Below are 16,784 nucleotides of genomic sequence, written 5' to 3'. Positions count from 1 at the left end.
GAAAGGTCTCAGTCAAAGTGCAGATAGGTGCAGCGTTCACACGGCACATACACGTACGGGGTGCGCGTCGCGTCGAGGAACTCCTCGTCCGAAACCTGCTCCACGCCGACGTCGATCTCCCACGTCTCCCCGCAATACGGACACCGGGCTTCGTGGACCACCGGCATCCTCCCCACCTCCTCGGCCTGCCTGACACCATTCTGGTCGCAGCTAGTGTGCCTCACACGGGATGGGATATGAGTATGCGCCGGGCATAATTCATGGACCTGTCCCGTATGTTGGTGACGGATGGCGTCCACAGGCGGCTCGATGCGGGAGGAGATGCAGGATGTCGTTCGTTTCCAGCCTGGTCGTCGATTTTTTTGTGGCGATGGGCATTGTGCTGGGCGGTTCCCTGTTGGGGGGAATCGGCGCTTCGCTGATGCACGCGCCCCCGATGGCGGTGATGGTGAATCTGTCCGAGCAGCTGAAAATCTGGGCGATGGTGAGCACGCTCGGCGGCACGATGGACACCCTCAAGGTCATCGAAACCGGGGTACTCTCCCGCGAGCTGGCGCCGGTCGGGCGCCAGATTACGTTCTTGATTGCCGCGTTCGTCGGCTGTGAGGCCGGTGCCTTCATCGTGCGCTGGCTTGCCGGGGAGGGGAGCTCCTCATGACCGTCAACCGCCGCCTCATCGCGGCCCTCGTGGCGGGTGCCCTGCTCGGCGGCAGCCTGATGCTGGTCTACCAGGGCCGGGAGATCAATCAGTTGCGCGTACAGTACAATTCCTGTACAACGGAGAAGGAAACGTTGGAAGACCAAGTGCGGCTGCTGTCGGCGAAGCTGCAGCAGCCGAACCCGCAGCCGGTGATTGAAAGCATCCAGGTGGACGCCAAGGCCCCGGACAGCCTGACCCAGTTGGAGGTGGTCGATTTCGTCAAGAAACAACTGGCTTTCTTGGTCGACCGCCCCCTGTCCACCCTCGATCACAACCCCGATCTTCCCTACCGGCTGTTGGATGGCCGCACCGTCACCGTCGACCAACAGGAGTTCACCATCCGTGTCAACACCGTGGTGGTGGCCAAAAAGCTGTTCGTCGCCATCACCGTCAGCCCCTCGGCATGACCGATGCACACGTGGAGGAACGATATGCTGCGATACAGCGAGATGACCCCGGCGCAGTTGGAGCGGGAAATGGCACAGTTGCAAGAAGAGGGCCGGCAGGCGTTCGACCGTCAGGACTGGTCGCGATACGCCGTGGCCATGCAGAAATGGTACCTCGCGAAATCGTACCTCATCCGGGATCAGGTCCGGATTGAACCCGGCCGCGTGTACGATCTCGCCGAAGAACCGGACCGCCTGACCGTCACGCGCGTGGAGGGCGTGATGGCCTGGGGGATCCGTTTCTCCGACGGATCGGAGACGGCGGTCCCCCTGGCCATGCTGGTCATCGACGGATCGTGATCCAAGCTCACTCACTCACCGAGCGGCAGGCACACCGCCTCCCAGTGTTTTGGCGCACGGTTGAGAGACCGGGCACCCGTTTCTTCGATGACCACCAGATCCTCAATCCGCACCCCGAATCGCCCGGGCAGGTAGATCCCGGGTTCGATGCTCATCACCATCCCCGGTTCCAACACCTGGTCATTGCCGCCCACCACATAGGGCTCCTCGTGGACGTCGAGGCCGACCCCGTGCCCCGTGCGGTGGGTGAAATACGGACCATACCCGGCATCCGTGATGTACCGCCGGACCGCCGCGTCCACCTCTCCCAGCGTCACACCCGGTTTCGCGGCCTGGATGCCAACTTCCTGCGCGGCGAGGACGCAGGCGTACACCCGCCTCATCTCCTCCGTGGGCTCTCCCACGATGTACGTCCGCGTGATGTCGCTGACGTAATGGCGGTACACCCCGCCCGTGTCGACGATGACCGTGGTCCCCGCCGTCACCTGGCTCCCGCCGGGCTCGTGATGCGGGGCCGCTCCGTTCGGGCCGGCGGCGACGATGGGCGGAAACGACATGCCCTCCGATCCGGCCTGCCGCCACAGCGTGGCGAGCCGTTCTGCCAACACGGCTTCCGTGTCGCCCGCACGCAGATCCGCCGCGAGCGCCTTGACGACTTCATCCGCCATCGCCGAGGCCCGCGCCAGGCAATCCAACTCCTCCGCGTCCTTACGGCTGCGCAGCTTGGCCATCATCCCGTCCGCGGACACCGGGAGCGGCAGCCCCGGCCGCAGCGCCATCCACGCCATCAAGTGGCGTGCCTCCCAGCCCCCGTCGACGGCCACCCGTGCGGCTTGTCCCACCTGCTCCTGGATCAGGCGGTGCGCGTCCTCACCGTCCTTCCACAGGACGATGCGCACGTCCGCCGATGTCACCTCTTGCGCGAACATCTCATGGACCACCCAGACCGGATCCCGGTCCGGACGGACAATCAACGCGCTCGCGCGCTCCCCGGTCGCGAGCCACACCCCCGTCAGATAGTACACATTGGGCCTCGAGGTGAGGAGGGCCGCCTCCACCCCGGCCCGGGCCAACTCCTGACACAACCGCTGACGACGATCCGACCACGGACCTGACGTCATCAACCGCATCGCCTCCATCCTCGGTCCGGTCCCGCCCGCAGGCGGTCCCCGTCGTCCAGAGTGTACCAAATCAGCGGCACCGGCGGGGCATCTCGTGGCGCAAATAGTGGGCAAAACCCGCCACCCCCCGTGCAAACCCCGCCAGTTCGTCATCGGTCAGGATATCCCGGCCCGGCCGGCTGTTCAAATCGTACACGTAACACCATTCCTCGTCCGGTGATCCGCCCACGTCCACGCCCAACACGCCCAGCGCAGGATACGCCCGCTGCAGCACGCGGGCCACCTGCAGCGCCTGCGCCCGTGCGCGATCAAGCACCGCCTCGTCGATGCAGGCACTGGCCAGCCGGGACAGTTGGACGGCGGTCGGATGCGTCAAAGATTCCACGCGTCCGCCGGCATGGTAGTTCGTCACCATCGCCCCCGGAGGTCCCCTGCGTGCGGTGACCGCCAACACCTCCCACACCCCGCACGCGTTGCACTGGACCGTCACTCGGAGATCCAGGTGCCGTCCGTCCTCCGTGCGCCACAACGGGATATGCCCCTGCGCCATGTAGGGCCGCCGCCTTTGGCTGTAGGCCAACAGCGCGAGCAGTTGCTCCCGGTCCACGTCCCGGTGAATCATCTGGCCGAAAAACCGCTCACCCGTCACATACCAACGCCTGCGGGAAAGCGGACGAATGAACAGCATGTTGCGCCCGCCCGAGCCGTACACCGGCTTCCACCAGACCGCTCCCCACACCTCCGACAGGTCGAGGAGTTCCTCGGGCGAGGGATGGAACCGCGTCGGGGGCAAGGCGGTCCGCACCGAGTCATCCGCCAGGATCACGCGGTACACCTGGTCCTTCGCCGGGAGCACCGGATTGAAGGCGACCAGGCGGCTGCGGTCCAACGTCTCGCGCAGCCGCCGGTAGGCCATCCGGTGACGTTGCAGGTCCTTGAGATACATCGCGTCGTACACCACCGGTTGGGCCACATGGGCCATCCGCGCCCGGCGCCACGTCCCGCTTCGCTCCCAAGCCCATCCGGTCACGCCGTCCGGCAATCCCGCCGCTGCTAGATCGGGCGGGGTCACCACCAGCGGCATGTCGTATGCCGCAGCCGCCTCGCCCAACGTCTGAAACCACAGCACGCGCCGTCTGGGCCGCGCGGCGACAGGCGTGGTTCCGGTGACGGTGATCAGCATGCGAACCCCTCCCTGCGCGTGCATGATGCACGCTATGTGACCTTCCCCGCAGGGCGTGCATACCTTGTGTCGAATGAGGGCTGGGCGAATGCCGGGAGGGACGGGAAGATGGGGATTCGTGTGGCGCTCGTCGCGCCGGAGGGGTTGCCGATCCCGCCGGTGCGCGGCGGATCGGTGCAGATCTACCTGGAAGATTTGGTGCGAGAGCTGGATGCAACCGGGGTGGACGTGACCCTGTTGTCACCGGGAGCCGGGCGGGACGCCTGCGAGCGCCACATTCAGATTGAGGAATCCAGTCGCGGTGCGTACCGACGCGCCTGCCTGGCTCACTTGCGAAGCCTTGCGCCGGAGGTGATCCAGGTGGAGAACCGCCCGGACCTGGTCCCGCGCGTGCGCCGGGCGGTGCCAAACGCGCGGGTGGTGCTGAACCTGCACTCGACCACCTTTCTCGGGCCGCGGCACATCGACCGGGCCCGGGCCCGGCGCGTGCTCCGGCACGCCGACGCGGTGGTGCTGAACAGCCACTATTTACGCCGCGTGATCGCGCGGGCGTTTCGCCTGGATCCGGGCCGTTGGCGGCCGCACGTCATCCACCCGGGCGTCGACGCCGGGCGGTTCACCCCGCCCGCTCAGAATGCCCGGCCGGCCTGGCCGCCGTTTCGGCTCGTGTATGTCGGCCGGGTGATTCGCGGCAAAGGCGTGCACATCCTCGTCGAAGCGGTCCGGCAGCTGCACCGGGCGAAGGTCCCCGTGCACCTGACCATCATCGGCCGGACGCCCCGGTGGGAGAGCGCCTATGAGCGGGCGCTGCGGGCCGCCATCCGCGGTCTGCCCGTACAGTGGCCCGGTTTTGTGCCGCCGGACCAGCTGCCGCCGCGGCTGTGGGCGGCACACGCGCTCGTCTGCCCGTCTCAAGCCCCTGAGGCGTTCGGGCTCGTCAACGTGGAGGCGATGGCCGCCGGCCTGCCCGTGATCGCGAGTCAACAGGGCGGCATCCAGGAGACCGTCGACGCATCGTGCGGCATTCTGGTGCGCCGCTATCGCGACCCCGCCGGCTTCTCGCGCGCCATCCGCACGCTCATGGCGGACACAGGCCGTTGGCAGGCGCTGTGCGACGGCGCAAGGCGGCGCGCCGAGGCGTTCACCTGGCCCCGCTGCGCCGCGCATTTCGCCGCCCTCTACGGCGAACTCTGACCGCCTCCCCGATAAGGGCACCTGCCCGATAAGGGCGCCTCCCCGATAAGGGCGCGCATCCTACAGAGACGGGCGTTTGAGCCGGAAGCGATCTGTGGCGCGGGTGTACTCGTTCCCCGCCATGCGCCCCACGGGCAGCCAGCGGGATCCGTCGATGCGGTCCCCCGCCCATAGGTCGTCGCGCACGTGCAGATGAACGACCCGGCCGAGCACCAGGAACCCGCCGCCGGGGCCGTCCCCGAACTGCAGGATCTGGACCCGTTCGCACTCCATCTGAATCGGGCTCTCCGCCACGCGCGGCGGAGCCACCACACGGCTTGGCACCGGGGTCAGGCCGGCGACGGCGAACTCGTCGACCTCCGGCGGATACTCGGGGGACGTGAGATTCATCTGCTGCACCAACTCGTCAGGGACCACATTGACGACAAACTCTCCGGTCTCCTCGATGTTGCGCAAGGTGTCCTTCTTCTCGCCGTCGCCGCGAAACATCGGCGCGAACGAAATGATGAACGGCTTCGGGCACACGCCGTTGAAAAAGCTGAAAGCCGCCAGATTGCGCACCCCGTCCCGGCTCTGCGTGGACACAAAGGCGATGGGTCGCGGCACCACACAGCCCACCAGGAGCTTGTAACTGTCCTGCCACGCCAGCGCATCCGGAGAAAGTTCCACCCGCCATCCCTCCCCACAGGATGTGTTCCGTCAGCGGAGCGCGCCGCGCAGGACGAACCACACGTTTGCCGGACGTTCCGCCAAGCGGCGCATGAAGTAACCATACCAGTCGTTCCCGTACGGCACGTACAGCCGCAAGGGATACCCCTCCCGCACCAGTTGCTGCTGCAGTTGGGTTCGGATGCCGTAGAGCATCTGAAACTCATAGCGGTCGCGGGCGACGCCGTGCTCGGCGATGAAGCGCTTGGCGTGCTCGATGATGCGCTCGTCGTGGGTCGCCACGGCCGTGAACCCCGGGCTCAGCAATTGCGCCTCCATCAGCTTGATGTAATTGGCGTCCACGTCGGCTTTCTCCGGGTACGCCACCTCCGGCGGCTCTTTGTACGCCCCTTTGACGATCCTCAGGTGCACCCCGTCGGCCGCCAGCCTGAGCACGTCGTCCAGACTGCGGTACAGGTACGCCTGGATGACGGTGCCCACGTTGTCGTACTCGGCGCGAAGGATGTCGAAGAGGTCGAGCGTCGCCTGGCAGCGCGGGTGATCCTCCATGTCGATGGTGACCCGGATCCCGAGATCCCGGGCGTGGCCCAGGATCCGGCGCATGTTCTCCAAGCACAGCTCCCGGTCGATGTCGAGCCCCAACTGCGTCAGCTTCACGGACAGGGTGGAGTCCACCTGGGCCTGGTGGATGGCGGTCAGGGCCGTCACACACGCATCCGCCGCCTGGCGTGCCTCCCGTTCGTCGCCGACGAACTCTCCCAGGTGGTCCAGCGTGGCGGCCATCCCCTGACGGTTGAGCTGAGCCACCGCCCGGATGGCCTCGTCAATCGTCTCCCCGGCCACGAATCGCCGTGCCCCCAGGCGCAACCCGTACCGCTTGGCCCAGCGGTTCGCAGCCCGGTTCTTGGCCAGCGACAAGAGCACAGACCGCATCCATTGCTCCATGTGTGGTTCCTCCTTTTACTGCAGCGCGTGCAAAATCCGCACGCCGTGCTCCCCGGCGCTGTATCCGATGACGAATCCGAGCAGTGCGAAAAACGCGATCCAGAACACCACCGCGAGCAAGGTGAACAGCCAACGCACGGCTTTGCGCCGCAGCCAACTGCACAGCACCGCGATGGCGAGCAGCACCACCAGCATCAAGACCTGCACGGCAACTCTCCCCACCCGCTCTCGTCCACGCCGGATCCAGCCGTCACGTCCGGCGCGCGGTGAGCAAAATCCGGTCCGGCTGCACCGTGCGCTTCGGCGTCCAGGTGGACGGGTCGTTCTCGTCGAACTGCTCCAGGTAATCGATGACTTCCTTGGTGATGGCCGTCGGCGTCGACGCCCCGGCCGTCACAGCGACCGTACGAATCCCTTTTAACCACGCGGGATTTATCTCGGTGACATCCGCCACCCGGTGCGCCGGCACCTTCGCAATCTCCTCGGCCACCTGCGCCAGGCGGTTGGAGTTGTTGCTGCGCGGATCGCCGACGACGATGCAGAGATCCGCATCCTTCGCCTGTTCGGCCACCGCTTGCTGGCGCATCTGGGTGGCCATGCAGATTTCGTTGTAGATCTCCGCCTGCGGATACTTGGCTTTGACCGCCTGCATCAGCTCGGCCGTGTCCCACTGGCTCATGGTGGTCTGGTTGGTGACGGCAATCTTGTCGTTGCGCACATCCAGCGCCTCGATGTCCGCCATGTTCTCAATCAGATGCACGCGCCCGGGCGCCACCCCCACCGCCCCCTCGGGCTCCGGATGGCCCTTGCGGCCGATGTAGAGGATATCGTATCCCTTGGCTACGCGGTCGCGGATGAGCTCGTGCGTCCGGGTCACATCCGGGCAGGTGGCGTCAATCGTGTGCAGGCCCCGTTCCGCCGCACGCCGCTTGACCTCAGGCGACACCCCGTGGGCGGTGAAGATCACGGTGCCCTCCTTGACCTGCTCCAGGAGTTCCAACCGGTTGGCGCCGTCCAGCGTGATCACGCCTTCGCGCTCGAACGCCTCGACGACGTGCCGGTTGTGCACAATCATCCCGAGGATGTAGATGGGCCGCGGCAGGGTGGGATCGTCGGCGGCCTGTTTGGCCATCACCATGGCGTCCACCACCCCATAACAATACCCGCGCGGCGAGATTTTGATGACCTTCATGGCTTTCCCTCATTTCGCGGCAGGCAATCCCGGCCGTCTCACGGCCGCCACTCGTGCAGCAACCGCTGCTTGAGATCCCACAGCCGCTGCGACAGGTCCACATGGTAGATGTGCGGATTGACGTGGCGCAGGATCTCCGGCGCGAACCGCGCCAGTCCGGCTTCCACGTGGCGGCGGATCTGCCGCAGGTCCGGCAGTTCGTACACCAGCCGCCCGCCGATGTAGACGGGTTGCAGCAGCGCCTCCATCTCAAACCCCTGGATCACCTTGCGCTTGTAGGTGTGAACGGGATCGAACAACTCCAGCGGCTCTGACGGGTTGAACGACTCGTCGTCGAGCGCGATGAGGTCGGCCGATGCACGCCCGTTCACATAAAATCGTAACACCTTTTTCTTGCCCGGGTTGGTGATCTTGTTGGCGTTCTCGGAGATCTTGATGCGCGGCCGGAGCACGCCGCCTTCCTCCTGCGCCGCCAGCTTGTACACCGCTCCGAGCGCCGGATGATCGTAGCTGGTGATGAGGCTGGTGCCGACCCCCCAGGCATTGATGCGCGCGCCCTGGACGATGAGGTCGCGGATGGTCCACTCGTTCAGGTCGGACGACGCGATGATCCCGACGTCGTGCAGCCCCGCCTCGTCCAGCATCCGCCGCGCCTGCTTGGACAGGTAGGCGATGTCGCCGCTGTCGATGCGGATGGCCTTCAGGCGCCGGCCGCTGGCGGCCAGCTCCCGGCCGACCTGAATGGCGTTGGGCACGCCGCTGCGCAGGACATCGTAGGTGTCGACCAACAGCACCGTGTCGTCCGGGAACGCGTTCGCGTACGCGCGAAACGCCTCCAGTTCCGATGGAAAGCTCTGTACCCAGCTGTGCCCCATGGTGCCTGAGACGGGGATCCCGAAGCTCTGGCCGGCCAGCACGTTGCTGGTGCCGACGCAGCCGCCGATGAAAGCCGCGCGCGCGCCGAACACGGAGGCGTCCATGTTCTGCGCCCGCCGCAGCCCCATCTCGATGACGGGCGCCCGCGCGCCCTGCGCCGTGGCCGCCGCGTCGACGATGCGCTGGGCCTTGGTCGCAATCAAGCTCTGATGGTTGATGAACGTCATCAGGGCGGACTCCACCAGTTGCAGCTCGTCAATCGGGCCCTCGAGGCGCAGCAGGGGCTCGTTGGGAAACACGATGGTCCCCTCCGGTACGGCATACAGGTCGCCCGTGAACCGAAACGTGCGCAGGTACTCGAGGAACGGCTCGGAGAACAGGCGAAGACTGCGCAGATACGCGATGTCCGCGTCCGTGAACCGCAGGTTGTGCAGATACCAGACCACCTGCTCCAACCCGGCGGCAATCACGTAGCCGTTGCCGCTGGGATTGGTCCGGTAGTAGAGATCGAACACCACCCGCTGCCGGTGCCGTCCGGCCTGGAAATGTCCGTACATCATCGTCAGCTCGTACAGGTCGGTCAACAAGGAGACCGGCCTGTCCCGGTACACCGGCAACCGCGAGATGGCCTCGATGCGCGCCAGGGCACGCTCATGCTGCTCCGCGTCCGGCCAGCGGGTCTCTTCCGTTCCGCTCATGAGTCTCACGCCTCCCCCCGGATCGCGCCGTCCATCGCCTGGAACAGAGCGGGCGTGCCACCTGCGGCGATGTCGCGGACGCGCAGGTGATACGGCCCGCCCCCAATCTCCCCGACGCAGCCCCCGGCTTCCCGCACCAACAGTGCCCCCGCCGCCACGTCCCAGGCGTTGAGGTCGTACTCGAAGAAGCCGTCGATGCGCCCGGCCGCCACGTACGCCAGGTGCAGGGCTGCGCTGCCGAGCGCCCGGATGCTCTTCACGCGGCCGAAGAGCCTGGCGGTGTTGGCGGTGGTCTGTTCGTACGTCCGCGATCGCGTCGGAAAACCGGACGCGACCACCGCCCGCTTGAGATGCTCGACGCGGGAGGCCTCCAGCCGCACGCCCACCGGGAGCCCCTCCGCCGACGGTGCGCCGAGCCACCCGCGCATCGCTCCGGCCCCGGCCAGGTAGGCCCCGACGCCCCGCACCGCGTAGAAGACCTCGCGGTGGTACGGGTCGTACACCACGCCGACCTGAAGCTCGCCGCCCGCGGCATAGGCCACCGAGACCACGGACAATGGCAGGTGGTGGACGAAGTTGGTGGTGCCGTCGATGGGATCGACGATCCACAGGTGCGGCTTGTTCCACACCTGCTCAGCGGCGGCGGCTGACGCGGCGGCGCCGGGGGCGGTGGTCTCCTCCCCGAACACGTCGTGATCCGGGAAGCGCTCCGCAATGCGGCGCCGGATCATCGCCTCACAGGCGGGATCCACATCCGTCACCAGGTCGTTCGGGGAGGATTTCGCCTTGACGTCTTGGATGGAATCGACTCGGGAGCGGAAGTAGTCGCCCGCTTCCAGCGCCGCCTCGGCGGCGGTCGCCAAACACTGGATGAGATGTTCTGACAGCAATGGACCAAACCCCTTCAATGACGTGGACGTTTCACTCCGCTTGTGCTGCGCAGGCCGCTTCGTGAAACCCCCGCGCAGTACCGTGATCGACCGACGTACATGCTGTTACCGGCCTGCGAGCACGCCGACCGCCAACAGGACCAGCACGGCCGTGGCACCCCACGCCTGCGCCGCGCGCGACCGCTTGTCCTTCACCCAGATGTGGGCCACGGCGGCCGCCGCGATGCCGAACAGCGGATGCAAACTCCACACGCGATGCAGGACCCATGTGATGATGCCGAGTAAAATCTGGAGATCGATGAGCCCAATCAACACTTTGGACGGAAGCTTCGCCTGCATCCCCGCCGCTGCCCGCAGCCACGCCCACACGCACACCACCAGCGCAGCCACCAGCGTGACGATGCCCAGCGCCTCGTGAATCCAGATCATCGTTCACACTCCTGTCCCATCTTAACGAACTGGCCCGGACTCCGCCAACGTGTACCCCGCCTCCTCGACAGCCAGGCGGATGAGCTGGGGATCCACCGGCTCCCCGACTGCCACGACCACACGTCCGGTCTGCACATCCGCCTCCGCCCGCAAGACGCCGGGCAAGTCCATCAGGGCCGACTCCACGGCCTGTTTGCAGTGCGCACATGACATGCCCGTCACGTAAAACACCTGATCGGCCATGCGCCGCATCTCCCACCTTTCCACCCCGCCTTGCGGCTTCCCGCCCTGCGGCGAGGTGTGCCGATTGATGTCATTGTACCGCACCGAGGCATCTTTGTGTCTGGACGAGAGGACGGGTGATGGCAATCATTCGAGGATATACTAAAAACAGCCATCCATTTCAATCCCATGTACCATCGTCCGCCTCGCCCGGGCTGAAACGGGCCCCATTCGGGCCTGTCCTGAGGCGGCGCCGGATGGAGGGAGGCCATGCGGTTGCAGACACGCATCGTGCGCGATTCCTTGGGAGAACTCGAAGTTCCGGCGGACGCGTATTACGGCGCGCAGACGGTACGCGCGATGGAGAATTTCCCCATCAGCGGACTGCGGCTGCCGCGCGCGTTTATCCGCGCGCAGGGCATCATCAAGTGGGCCTCCGCCCGTGCGCACCAGGCCCTCGGTGCCATGGACCCGCAGAAAGCCAACGCCATCTGCATGGCGGCGGAAGAGGTGATCCGCGGAGACTTGGACGAATGGTTCCGCGTCGACGTCTACCAGGCCGGCGCGGGCACGTCGCAGAACATGAACGCCAACGAGGTGATTGCCGCCCGGGCCGCCGAGTTGCTGGGCGGCGCGCGGGGAGACACGGGACGAGTGCATCCGAACGACGACGTCAACAAGTCCCAGTCGACCAACGACACCATCCACGTCGCCATGAACATCGCGGCGATGGAACGGCTCGCCCACGGGCTGGATCCGGCCCTCGCCCGGTTGGAACAGGCGCTGCGCGACAAGGCGATGGCGTTTCGCGGGATCGTCAAATCGGGCCGCACCCATCTGCAGGATGCGGTGCCGATGCGCCTCGGGGACGAGTTCGCCGCTTGGGCGGACAACGTGGCGCGCCACCGGCGCTGGGTGGAGCAGGCGGCGGGGGACCTCCTGGCCATCGGTTTCGGGGGAAACGCGGTGGGGACGGGCATCAACACGCCACCCGGGTTCCCCGAGCTGGCGGTGCAGTTCGTGGCGGAATACACCGGCCTCTCCTTCCGGCTGCCGGAGAATCCCTTCACGTTCAACCAGAACCCGGACGAGGCGGTGTGGGTCAGCGCGGCGCTGCGCAACCTCGCCCTGGCCCTGCAGCGGATCGCCAACGACCTGCGGCTGCTATCCTCCGGGCCCCGCACCGGACTCGCGGAGATCACCCTGCCGGCGGTTCAGCCCGGGTCGTCCATCATGCCCGGCAAGGTGAATCCGGTGATGGCGGAGATGCTAAACATGGTCGCCTTCCAGGTGCAGGGGTGCGACACCACCATCGCCCAGGCGGGAGGCGCCGGCCAGTTGGAGCTCAACGTGATGATGCCCGTGATGGCGGCGAACCTGTTGCATGAAATCGAGATCCTGACCAACGCCGTCACGGTATTCACGGACCGTTGCGTGCAGGGCATCACCGCCGACGCCGCCCGCTGCCGCGCCTATGCGGAACGCTCGCTGTCGCTGGCGACCGCGCTCAACACGGTGGTCGGCTACGACACGGCGGCGAAGGTGGTGAAACATGCGCTGGCCCACGATACGAGCCTGCTGGAAGCGGGCTTGGCCCTCGGCATCGACGAGGCTGCGCTGCGCCACGCCCTCGACGTCGACCACCTCTCGGAGGGGGTGCCGCGTACCTTGGCCGAGGCCCACAGCGCCGGCATCCAGACAGACGGCATGAGCGGCTCCGGCAGCACGGGCCCGGGTGCAGGTTCGCCGGGGGATGGAAGTGCGAGCGGGGTGAAGCTCGCGGACGGGGCGGGGACCAGCGGCGGATGGATGGGGTATGCCAGCATGCCGCCGCACGTGTCGAGGGAACGAAGCGACTGACGAGCGGCCATCCCCCGTCCGCCTCGCACGGCAGCCGGTCCGCCGCTGTGTCCCGTCGCGGACGCCGCCCTGCCGGACCGGGATCAATCCCGGTTCGGCAGGCGGTCGTGAATGAAGCGGAACATCGCTTCCAGACGCGCGACCCGCAGCTTCGGCTTGCCGGTGCGCGACAGGTCATGGCTGGCGTTTGGCACGCGGAGAAGCTCCACCTCGCCGCCGTTGCGCTTGATGGCCGTGTAGAACTGCTCCGCCTGCTCGATGGGACAGCGGAGATCGTTCTCCCCGTGCTTCAGCAACAGCGGCGTCTTCACATGCTCCGCGTACGCCAGCGGCGAGGCCTTCCACAACTTCTCGAAGTCATGCAGGACGTCGCCGCCCACCTCGGTCTCCGTGAAGCGCGGCCCGATGTCGGACACGCCGTAGAACGAAATCCAGTTGGAGATGGACCGCTGCGAGACGGCGGCGAAGAACCGGTCCGTGTGGCCCACCAGCCAGTTGGTCATGAACCCGCCGTAGCTGCCGCCCGTGACGGCCACGCGATCGCCATCCAGGAAGTCGAACTTCTCCAGCGCCGCGTCGAGCCCGTTCAGGATGTCGGCCGCGTCCTTCTCCCCGTAGTGGTGGCGCACCGCGTTGACGAATTCCTGCCCGTATCCCGAACTGCCGCGCGGATTCACGTACACCACCGCATACCCTTCTGCCGCAAACCACTGCATCTCGTGGAAGAACGAGTAGGCATACATGGCGTGCGGCCCGCCGTGGATCTCGAGGATCACCGGATACTTCTTCCCCGCTTCGAAGCCGACCGGCTTGAGGACAAACCCCTGCACCTGCCAGCCGTCCTCGGACGTGTAGAAGAACACCTCCGGCTCCACCACCTCGACCTCGGCCAACAGCGCGTCGTTGCACGTATCGAGACGCACTTCGCCGTTTGGGAACGGTGCCACCCGCTCCGCGCTCATCGGCTCCGTCACCGCCCGCGGCGGCCGCGACCGCACCGGCTGGCCCGCGATGTCCACCGTCGCCACCCGGCCCGGATGCACCGGCGTCGCGTAGGCGATGGCGAAGCGCGTTCCGCCGTCGTACGACAGTCCGTACACCTCGCGGTCACCGCCGATGACCACCTCACCCGTCGCCGTCGTGCCGTTCAGGGTGAAACGGACCACCTCGCAGCGGCCCTCGCGCGTGCTGAGGGCGTAGATGAACCGGCCGTCCTTCGACCACAGCGGACCCGGGGTGTGCTCATGGCTGCGCATGTCGGACACGCAATCGTCCCCCAGCGTGTCCGGGAAGTCGGTGCACAGGTCCACCGACGCGCCGCCTTCGCTCGGCACCAGGAAGAGGCGCGTGTGGGTGGCAAACCAGTATTCGTTGCGATGACCGAAAAAGGCGATGGACTTGCCGTCCGGGGAGTACGCCAACTGATACACGATGGCATCATTGCACAGGAGCTCCAGCTCGCCGCCGGTGGCCGGCACCCGGTAGAGGTCCGAGCGGTACTCCAGCTCGGGATTGGCCGCGCGATTGGAGGGAAACGCGATGTACTTCCCGTCAGGGGACACGGCCGGTTCTCCGACGTCGTACGGCCCGCTCGTCAACTGCTGCACCTCGCCCGTCGCCACGTCGACGGCCACCAGTTGATTCTTGAACCCGCGCGTGAGGCCCCCGCCGTCGCGTTTGTAATAGAGCCAGTCGTAGCGCTTCGGATTCTGTTCCCACTCTTCGCGGTCTTTGTCGGCCTGCTCCTTGGCTTCCTTGTCCGAAAGCCCCTCGTCGTACAGCTCCACGCTGCCCTCCTTCGGCACCGGCACCAGCCCGTACAGGCGGCTGCCATCCGGAGCCCATGTCAGCGCGTGGATGCCGCGGCGGAAACGGGTCAGGCGGCGCGCCTCTCCACCCTCCATCGGCAGCAGCCAGACCTGCGTGCCAAACGAGCGATTGGACAGGAACGCCAGCGTCTTCCCATCCGGGGACCACACCGCTCCCCAGTTCCGCTTGCCCGCGTGCGTCAGGGTGCGGGAGGTCGATCCGTCGGCGGCCGCCAGCACCAGGTGCGTCTCGTAATCGTCGTCCTTCACGTTGGCGACGGTCCGTTCATACACCACCCAACGCCCGTCGGGAGAGAACACCGGATTGCCTGGCCATTCAAACTTCTGCACGTCCTGCGCGGTGATTCTGCGTTTGCTCATCGTTCACGCTCCCAGTCCAACAGGGCCGGCGGCCCAGGATACAGGAGGGGCCCGCTCGGCGAGCGGAACCCCGGCCCGGTTCGGCTGAATCGGCAGATGCGGGCCCGGTCGGACGCCTACGCCCGGCCGTCCCGATTGGCCAGGAATTCAGCCAAATGCTGCTTCTCTTCATTCACCAACTGCGGATGATCCGTGAGATGGCGGCGCAGCACCCGTTCTTCCCACGCGTCGGTGCCGGGCATCTCCGCAATGCCCTCCGGGACGTCGGCAATTTTGCGATCATACAAAATCTCCCACTCTTCAGCACCTTCCCGCTGCAGGCGGCGGGAGACTTGCATGAAGATCCCCGGCTCGTCCACATCGTGGCGGGCGTACATCATCATCTCAAAATCATCCCATTGGTGGATCCAATCCAGCGGATCGAACGCATGCACCTCAGTCTCTGACCCCTTTGCCGAATCCCGGACGTTGTCGCGCGAATCGGGCGCTTTGCCGGATTCTCACAGCCCCAGTGTAACCATGTTGCGGCTCCGGTTCAAGCGGTGCCGGAGACGCCGCTTTGTGTACCAGACGGTCGCTCTGCTACAATGGATTGGGAGTTTGCGGCACAACGCCCAGGGCGCGCCGCATCACGGCGTCCGCCGTGCCCGGGTGTCCGGTGAACTTGGACTCGTCAAAGGAGGACGTTTACGATGCGCAAGTTTTTCCTGGCCTTATTCGTCATCGCGCTCATCATCGTGGCGATTGAGACGTTCCGCCCTCAACCGCCGTTTCCGAAGGTGGACACGTCGTACTTCGCCGCCGTCGCGGCCAGTCTGCTGCGCTGACGGCCGACGCGAGCACCAGGGCGGGGGACATCCCCGCCCTGCTCCGTTTCAGGCCAGTTCCTTCTTGAGCAGCTCGGTCATCATCGGCACCACTTCGAACAGGTCTCCGACGATACCGTAGTCGGCCACCTGAAAGATCGGCGCCTCCGGGTCTTTGTTAATGGCGACGATCACTTTCGAGTTTGACATCCCGGCCAGGTGCTGAATCGCCCCAGAGATACCGCACGCGATGTACAGGTCCGGCGTCACCACCTTGCCCGTCTGCCCGATTTGCAGGGCGTAGTCGCAGTACCCCGCGTCGCACGCGCCGCGTGAGGCGCCGACCGCCGCACCCAACACCTCCGCCAGTTCGTACAGGGGTTTGAAGCCTTCCGCGCTCTTCACGCCGCGGCCGCCGGAGACGATGATTTTGGCCTCGGAGAGATCCACCCCCGAAGACGTCTTCTGCACGATCTCCTTGACCACCGTGGCCAGATCCTGCGGTCCGAACGTCACAGCCAGCGTTTCCACCTGGCCCGCCTTGCCGAGGCCGCCTTCCGCCGGCGGCAGGTTGTTCGGGCGCACGGTGGCCACGACGACGCCCTCCGTCACTTGGACTTTCGTGAACGCCTTGCCGGCGTAGATCGGGCGCGTGAAGGTCAGGTGGTCCCCGCTGCCCTCGATGTCAATCACGTCCGATACCTGGCCCGCGCCGAGCCGGGTCGCCATCACGGCCGCCAGGTCCTTCCCCACGGCCGAGTGGGCCAACAGGAGGATGTCCGGGTTCGCCGCCCGCACGCACTCCATGAACGCCTTTTTGTAAGCGTCGGGCGTGTAGTGTTCCAACTCCGGCGCATCCACCACATAGACCCGGTCCGCGCCGAAGTCGCCCAACCCGGCGGCGAGGGCTGCCACGTCCTTGCCCAGCAGGGCCACGGAGACAGCCCCGCCGTCCGCAATGCGATGAGCGGCCGACACCATCTCGTAAGTGACGTTGCGCAGCTTGCCGCGCCGGACGTCCGCCAATACCAACACGTTCTTCGCCATCTCTCGGTCCCTCCCGT

The 16,784-nt window shown here is 66.3% G+C and carries 20 protein-coding genes; 6 read left to right on the top strand and 14 right to left on the bottom strand.

The window, feature by feature from the left end; translation table 11 throughout:
• Positions 1 to 8: 8 nt before the first annotated feature.
• A complete protein-coding gene (locus BM357_RS19630) occupies positions 9 to 167 on the bottom strand; it encodes a hypothetical protein (RefSeq protein ID WP_175511399.1) in 159 nt (52 codons plus the stop codon).
• Positions 168 to 328: 161 nt separating this feature from the next.
• Here BM357_RS19630 and BM357_RS01620 point away from each other — a divergent pair, with 161 nt between their 5' ends.
• Genes BM357_RS01620 through BM357_RS01610 form a run of 3 tightly spaced genes read left to right on the top strand, consistent with a single transcriptional unit; the run spans position 329 to position 1,446 of the window.
• Entirely contained in the window at positions 329 to 658 is a 330-nt protein-coding gene (locus BM357_RS01620) for a YtrH family sporulation protein (RefSeq protein ID WP_074948899.1), read from the top strand.
• Complete coding sequence (locus BM357_RS01615; RefSeq protein WP_074948897.1) at positions 655 to 1,107, top strand: sporulation membrane protein YtrI; 453 nt, start codon at positions 655 to 657, stop codon at positions 1,105 to 1,107. The genes BM357_RS01620 and BM357_RS01615 overlap by 4 nt, the downstream gene beginning before the upstream one ends.
• A gap of 24 nt (positions 1,108 to 1,131) precedes the next feature.
• A complete protein-coding gene (locus BM357_RS01610) occupies positions 1,132 to 1,446 on the top strand; it encodes a DUF1811 family protein (RefSeq protein ID WP_245783792.1) in 315 nt (104 codons plus the stop codon).
• Between the two features lie 11 nt (positions 1,447 to 1,457).
• On the opposite strand, the gene BM357_RS01605 is transcribed toward BM357_RS01610, so the two are convergent.
• Together BM357_RS01605 and BM357_RS01600 are read right to left on the bottom strand one after the other, a co-directional pair.
• Positions 1,458 to 2,567 carry a M24 family metallopeptidase gene (locus BM357_RS01605; protein ID WP_074949270.1) on the bottom strand — a complete coding sequence of 370 codons (1,110 nt, stop codon included), beginning with the start codon at positions 2,565 to 2,567 and terminating at the stop codon, positions 1,458 to 1,460.
• A 70-nt stretch (positions 2,568 to 2,637) separates the two neighbouring features.
• Positions 2,638 to 3,750: a YheC/YheD family protein gene (locus BM357_RS01600; protein ID WP_074948895.1), complete on the bottom strand. Its 1,113-nt coding sequence runs from the start codon at positions 3,748 to 3,750 to the stop codon at positions 2,638 to 2,640.
• 108 nt (positions 3,751 to 3,858) lie between these two features.
• Here BM357_RS01600 and BM357_RS01595 point away from each other — a divergent pair, with 108 nt between their 5' ends.
• Entirely contained in the window at positions 3,859 to 4,944 is a 1,086-nt protein-coding gene (locus tag BM357_RS01595; protein ID WP_074948893.1) for a glycosyltransferase family 4 protein, read from the top strand.
• A 60-nt stretch (positions 4,945 to 5,004) separates the two neighbouring features.
• Here the strand turns inward: BM357_RS01595 and BM357_RS01590 are convergent, their stop codons facing one another.
• The 8 genes from BM357_RS01590 to BM357_RS01555 form a co-directional block, all read right to left on the bottom strand.
• Entirely contained in the window at positions 5,005 to 5,613 is a 609-nt protein-coding gene (locus BM357_RS01590) for a flavin reductase family protein (RefSeq protein WP_074948891.1), read from the bottom strand.
• Between the two features lie 30 nt (positions 5,614 to 5,643).
• Positions 5,644 to 6,558, bottom strand: a complete 915-nt coding sequence (locus tag BM357_RS01585) for a proline dehydrogenase family protein (RefSeq protein WP_074948889.1) — start codon at positions 6,556 to 6,558, stop codon at positions 5,644 to 5,646.
• 15 nt (positions 6,559 to 6,573) lie between these two features.
• The gene (locus tag BM357_RS01580) at positions 6,574 to 6,765 is read right to left on the bottom strand and encodes a hypothetical protein (RefSeq protein ID WP_074948887.1); all 192 of its coding nucleotides are present in this window, start codon (positions 6,763 to 6,765) and stop codon (positions 6,574 to 6,576) included.
• A gap of 43 nt (positions 6,766 to 6,808) precedes the next feature.
• Positions 6,809 to 7,750, bottom strand: coding sequence for a 4-hydroxy-3-methylbut-2-enyl diphosphate reductase (locus BM357_RS01575; RefSeq protein WP_074948885.1), 942 nt, complete (start codon positions 7,748 to 7,750; stop codon positions 6,809 to 6,811).
• Positions 7,751 to 7,788: 38 nt separating this feature from the next.
• Positions 7,789 to 9,324: a nicotinate phosphoribosyltransferase gene (locus BM357_RS01570; protein ID WP_074948882.1), complete on the bottom strand. Its 1,536-nt coding sequence runs from the start codon at positions 9,322 to 9,324 to the stop codon at positions 7,789 to 7,791.
• 5 nt (positions 9,325 to 9,329) lie between these two features.
• Positions 9,330 to 10,214 carry an inositol monophosphatase family protein gene (locus BM357_RS01565; protein WP_245783791.1) on the bottom strand — a complete coding sequence of 295 codons (885 nt, stop codon included), beginning with the start codon at positions 10,212 to 10,214 and terminating at the stop codon, positions 9,330 to 9,332.
• A gap of 105 nt (positions 10,215 to 10,319) precedes the next feature.
• Positions 10,320 to 10,643 (bottom strand): hypothetical protein, encoded by a 324-nt coding sequence (locus tag BM357_RS01560; protein ID WP_074948880.1) that lies wholly within the window; start codon positions 10,641 to 10,643, stop codon positions 10,320 to 10,322.
• A gap of 21 nt (positions 10,644 to 10,664) precedes the next feature.
• Positions 10,665 to 10,886: a heavy-metal-associated domain-containing protein gene (locus tag BM357_RS01555; RefSeq protein WP_074949266.1), complete on the bottom strand. Its 222-nt coding sequence runs from the start codon at positions 10,884 to 10,886 to the stop codon at positions 10,665 to 10,667.
• Positions 10,887 to 11,135: 249 nt separating this feature from the next.
• Here BM357_RS01555 and BM357_RS01550 point away from each other — a divergent pair, with 249 nt between their 5' ends.
• Positions 11,136 to 12,725, top strand: coding sequence for a class II fumarate hydratase (locus tag BM357_RS01550; protein ID WP_074948878.1), 1,590 nt, complete (start codon positions 11,136 to 11,138; stop codon positions 12,723 to 12,725).
• 83 nt (positions 12,726 to 12,808) lie between these two features.
• Here BM357_RS01550 and BM357_RS01545 read toward each other — a convergent pair whose 3' ends face one another.
• On the bottom strand, positions 12,809 to 14,914 hold the full coding sequence (locus tag BM357_RS01545) for a S9 family peptidase (protein ID WP_074948876.1): 2,106 nt from the start codon (positions 14,912 to 14,914) through the stop codon (positions 12,809 to 12,811).
• A gap of 116 nt (positions 14,915 to 15,030) precedes the next feature.
• Positions 15,031 to 15,297 (bottom strand): hypothetical protein, encoded by a 267-nt coding sequence (locus BM357_RS01540; RefSeq protein ID WP_139234506.1) that lies wholly within the window; start codon positions 15,295 to 15,297, stop codon positions 15,031 to 15,033.
• 309 nt (positions 15,298 to 15,606) lie between these two features.
• Here BM357_RS01540 and BM357_RS20425 point away from each other — a divergent pair, with 309 nt between their 5' ends.
• On the top strand, positions 15,607 to 15,741 hold the full coding sequence (locus BM357_RS20425) for a hypothetical protein (protein WP_269320505.1): 135 nt from the start codon (positions 15,607 to 15,609) through the stop codon (positions 15,739 to 15,741).
• A 48-nt stretch (positions 15,742 to 15,789) separates the two neighbouring features.
• On the opposite strand, the gene BM357_RS01535 is transcribed toward BM357_RS20425, so the two are convergent.
• The gene (locus BM357_RS01535) at positions 15,790 to 16,767 is read right to left on the bottom strand and encodes an electron transfer flavoprotein subunit alpha/FixB family protein (RefSeq protein WP_074948872.1); all 978 of its coding nucleotides are present in this window, start codon (positions 16,765 to 16,767) and stop codon (positions 15,790 to 15,792) included.
• Between the last annotated feature and the right edge of the window lie 17 nt (positions 16,768 to 16,784).

Origin of the sequence: Paenalicyclobacillus macrosporangiidus, assembly GCF_900116805.1 — a bacterium.
In the GTDB taxonomy this organism is placed as follows: Bacteria; Bacillota; Bacilli; order Alicyclobacillales; family Alicyclobacillaceae; genus Alicyclobacillus_H; species Alicyclobacillus_H macrosporangiidus.
The sequence above is the reverse complement of the archived record's forward strand: the minus strand, read 5'-3'. Positions and strand labels throughout refer to the sequence as shown.

What these genes read in the sequence shown, in the direction of transcription:
- BM357_RS19630 (WP_175511399.1), bottom strand. Translation starts at nt 167, where the DNA reads ATGCCGGTGGTCCACGAAGCCCGGTGTCCGTATTGCGGGGAGACGTGG.
- BM357_RS01620 (WP_074948899.1), top strand. Translation starts at nt 329, where the DNA reads ATGTCGTTCGTTTCCAGCCTGGTCGTCGATTTTTTTGTGGCGATGGGC.
- BM357_RS01615 (WP_074948897.1), top strand. Translation starts at nt 655, where the DNA reads ATGACCGTCAACCGCCGCCTCATCGCGGCCCTCGTGGCGGGTGCCCTG.
- BM357_RS01610 (WP_245783792.1), top strand. Translation starts at nt 1,132, where the DNA reads ATGCTGCGATACAGCGAGATGACCCCGGCGCAGTTGGAGCGGGAAATG.
- BM357_RS01605 (WP_074949270.1), bottom strand. Translation starts at nt 2,567, where the DNA reads ATGACGTCAGGTCCGTGGTCGGATCGTCGTCAGCGGTTGTGTCAGGAG.
- BM357_RS01600 (WP_074948895.1), bottom strand. Translation starts at nt 3,750, where the DNA reads ATGCTGATCACCGTCACCGGAACCACGCCTGTCGCCGCGCGGCCCAGA.
- BM357_RS01595 (WP_074948893.1), top strand. Translation starts at nt 3,859, where the DNA reads ATGGGGATTCGTGTGGCGCTCGTCGCGCCGGAGGGGTTGCCGATCCCG.
- BM357_RS01585 (WP_074948889.1), bottom strand. Translation starts at nt 6,558, where the DNA reads ATGGAGCAATGGATGCGGTCTGTGCTCTTGTCGCTGGCCAAGAACCGG.
- BM357_RS01575 (WP_074948885.1), bottom strand. Translation starts at nt 7,750, where the DNA reads ATGAAGGTCATCAAAATCTCGCCGCGCGGGTATTGTTATGGGGTGGTG.
- BM357_RS01570 (WP_074948882.1), bottom strand. Translation starts at nt 9,324, where the DNA reads ATGAGCGGAACGGAAGAGACCCGCTGGCCGGACGCGGAGCAGCATGAG.
- BM357_RS01560 (WP_074948880.1), bottom strand. Translation starts at nt 10,643, where the DNA reads ATGATCTGGATTCACGAGGCGCTGGGCATCGTCACGCTGGTGGCTGCG.
- BM357_RS01555 (WP_074949266.1), bottom strand. Translation starts at nt 10,886, where the DNA reads ATGGCCGATCAGGTGTTTTACGTGACGGGCATGTCATGTGCGCACTGC.
- BM357_RS01550 (WP_074948878.1), top strand. Translation starts at nt 11,136, where the DNA reads ATGCGGTTGCAGACACGCATCGTGCGCGATTCCTTGGGAGAACTCGAA.
- BM357_RS01545 (WP_074948876.1), bottom strand. Translation starts at nt 14,914, where the DNA reads ATGAGCAAACGCAGAATCACCGCGCAGGACGTGCAGAAGTTTGAATGG.
- BM357_RS01540 (WP_139234506.1), bottom strand. Translation starts at nt 15,297, where the DNA reads ATGATGATGTACGCCCGCCACGATGTGGACGAGCCGGGGATCTTCATG.
- BM357_RS20425 (WP_269320505.1), top strand. Translation starts at nt 15,607, where the DNA reads ATGCGCAAGTTTTTCCTGGCCTTATTCGTCATCGCGCTCATCATCGTG.
- BM357_RS01535 (WP_074948872.1), bottom strand. Translation starts at nt 16,767, where the DNA reads ATGGCGAAGAACGTGTTGGTATTGGCGGACGTCCGGCGCGGCAAGCTG.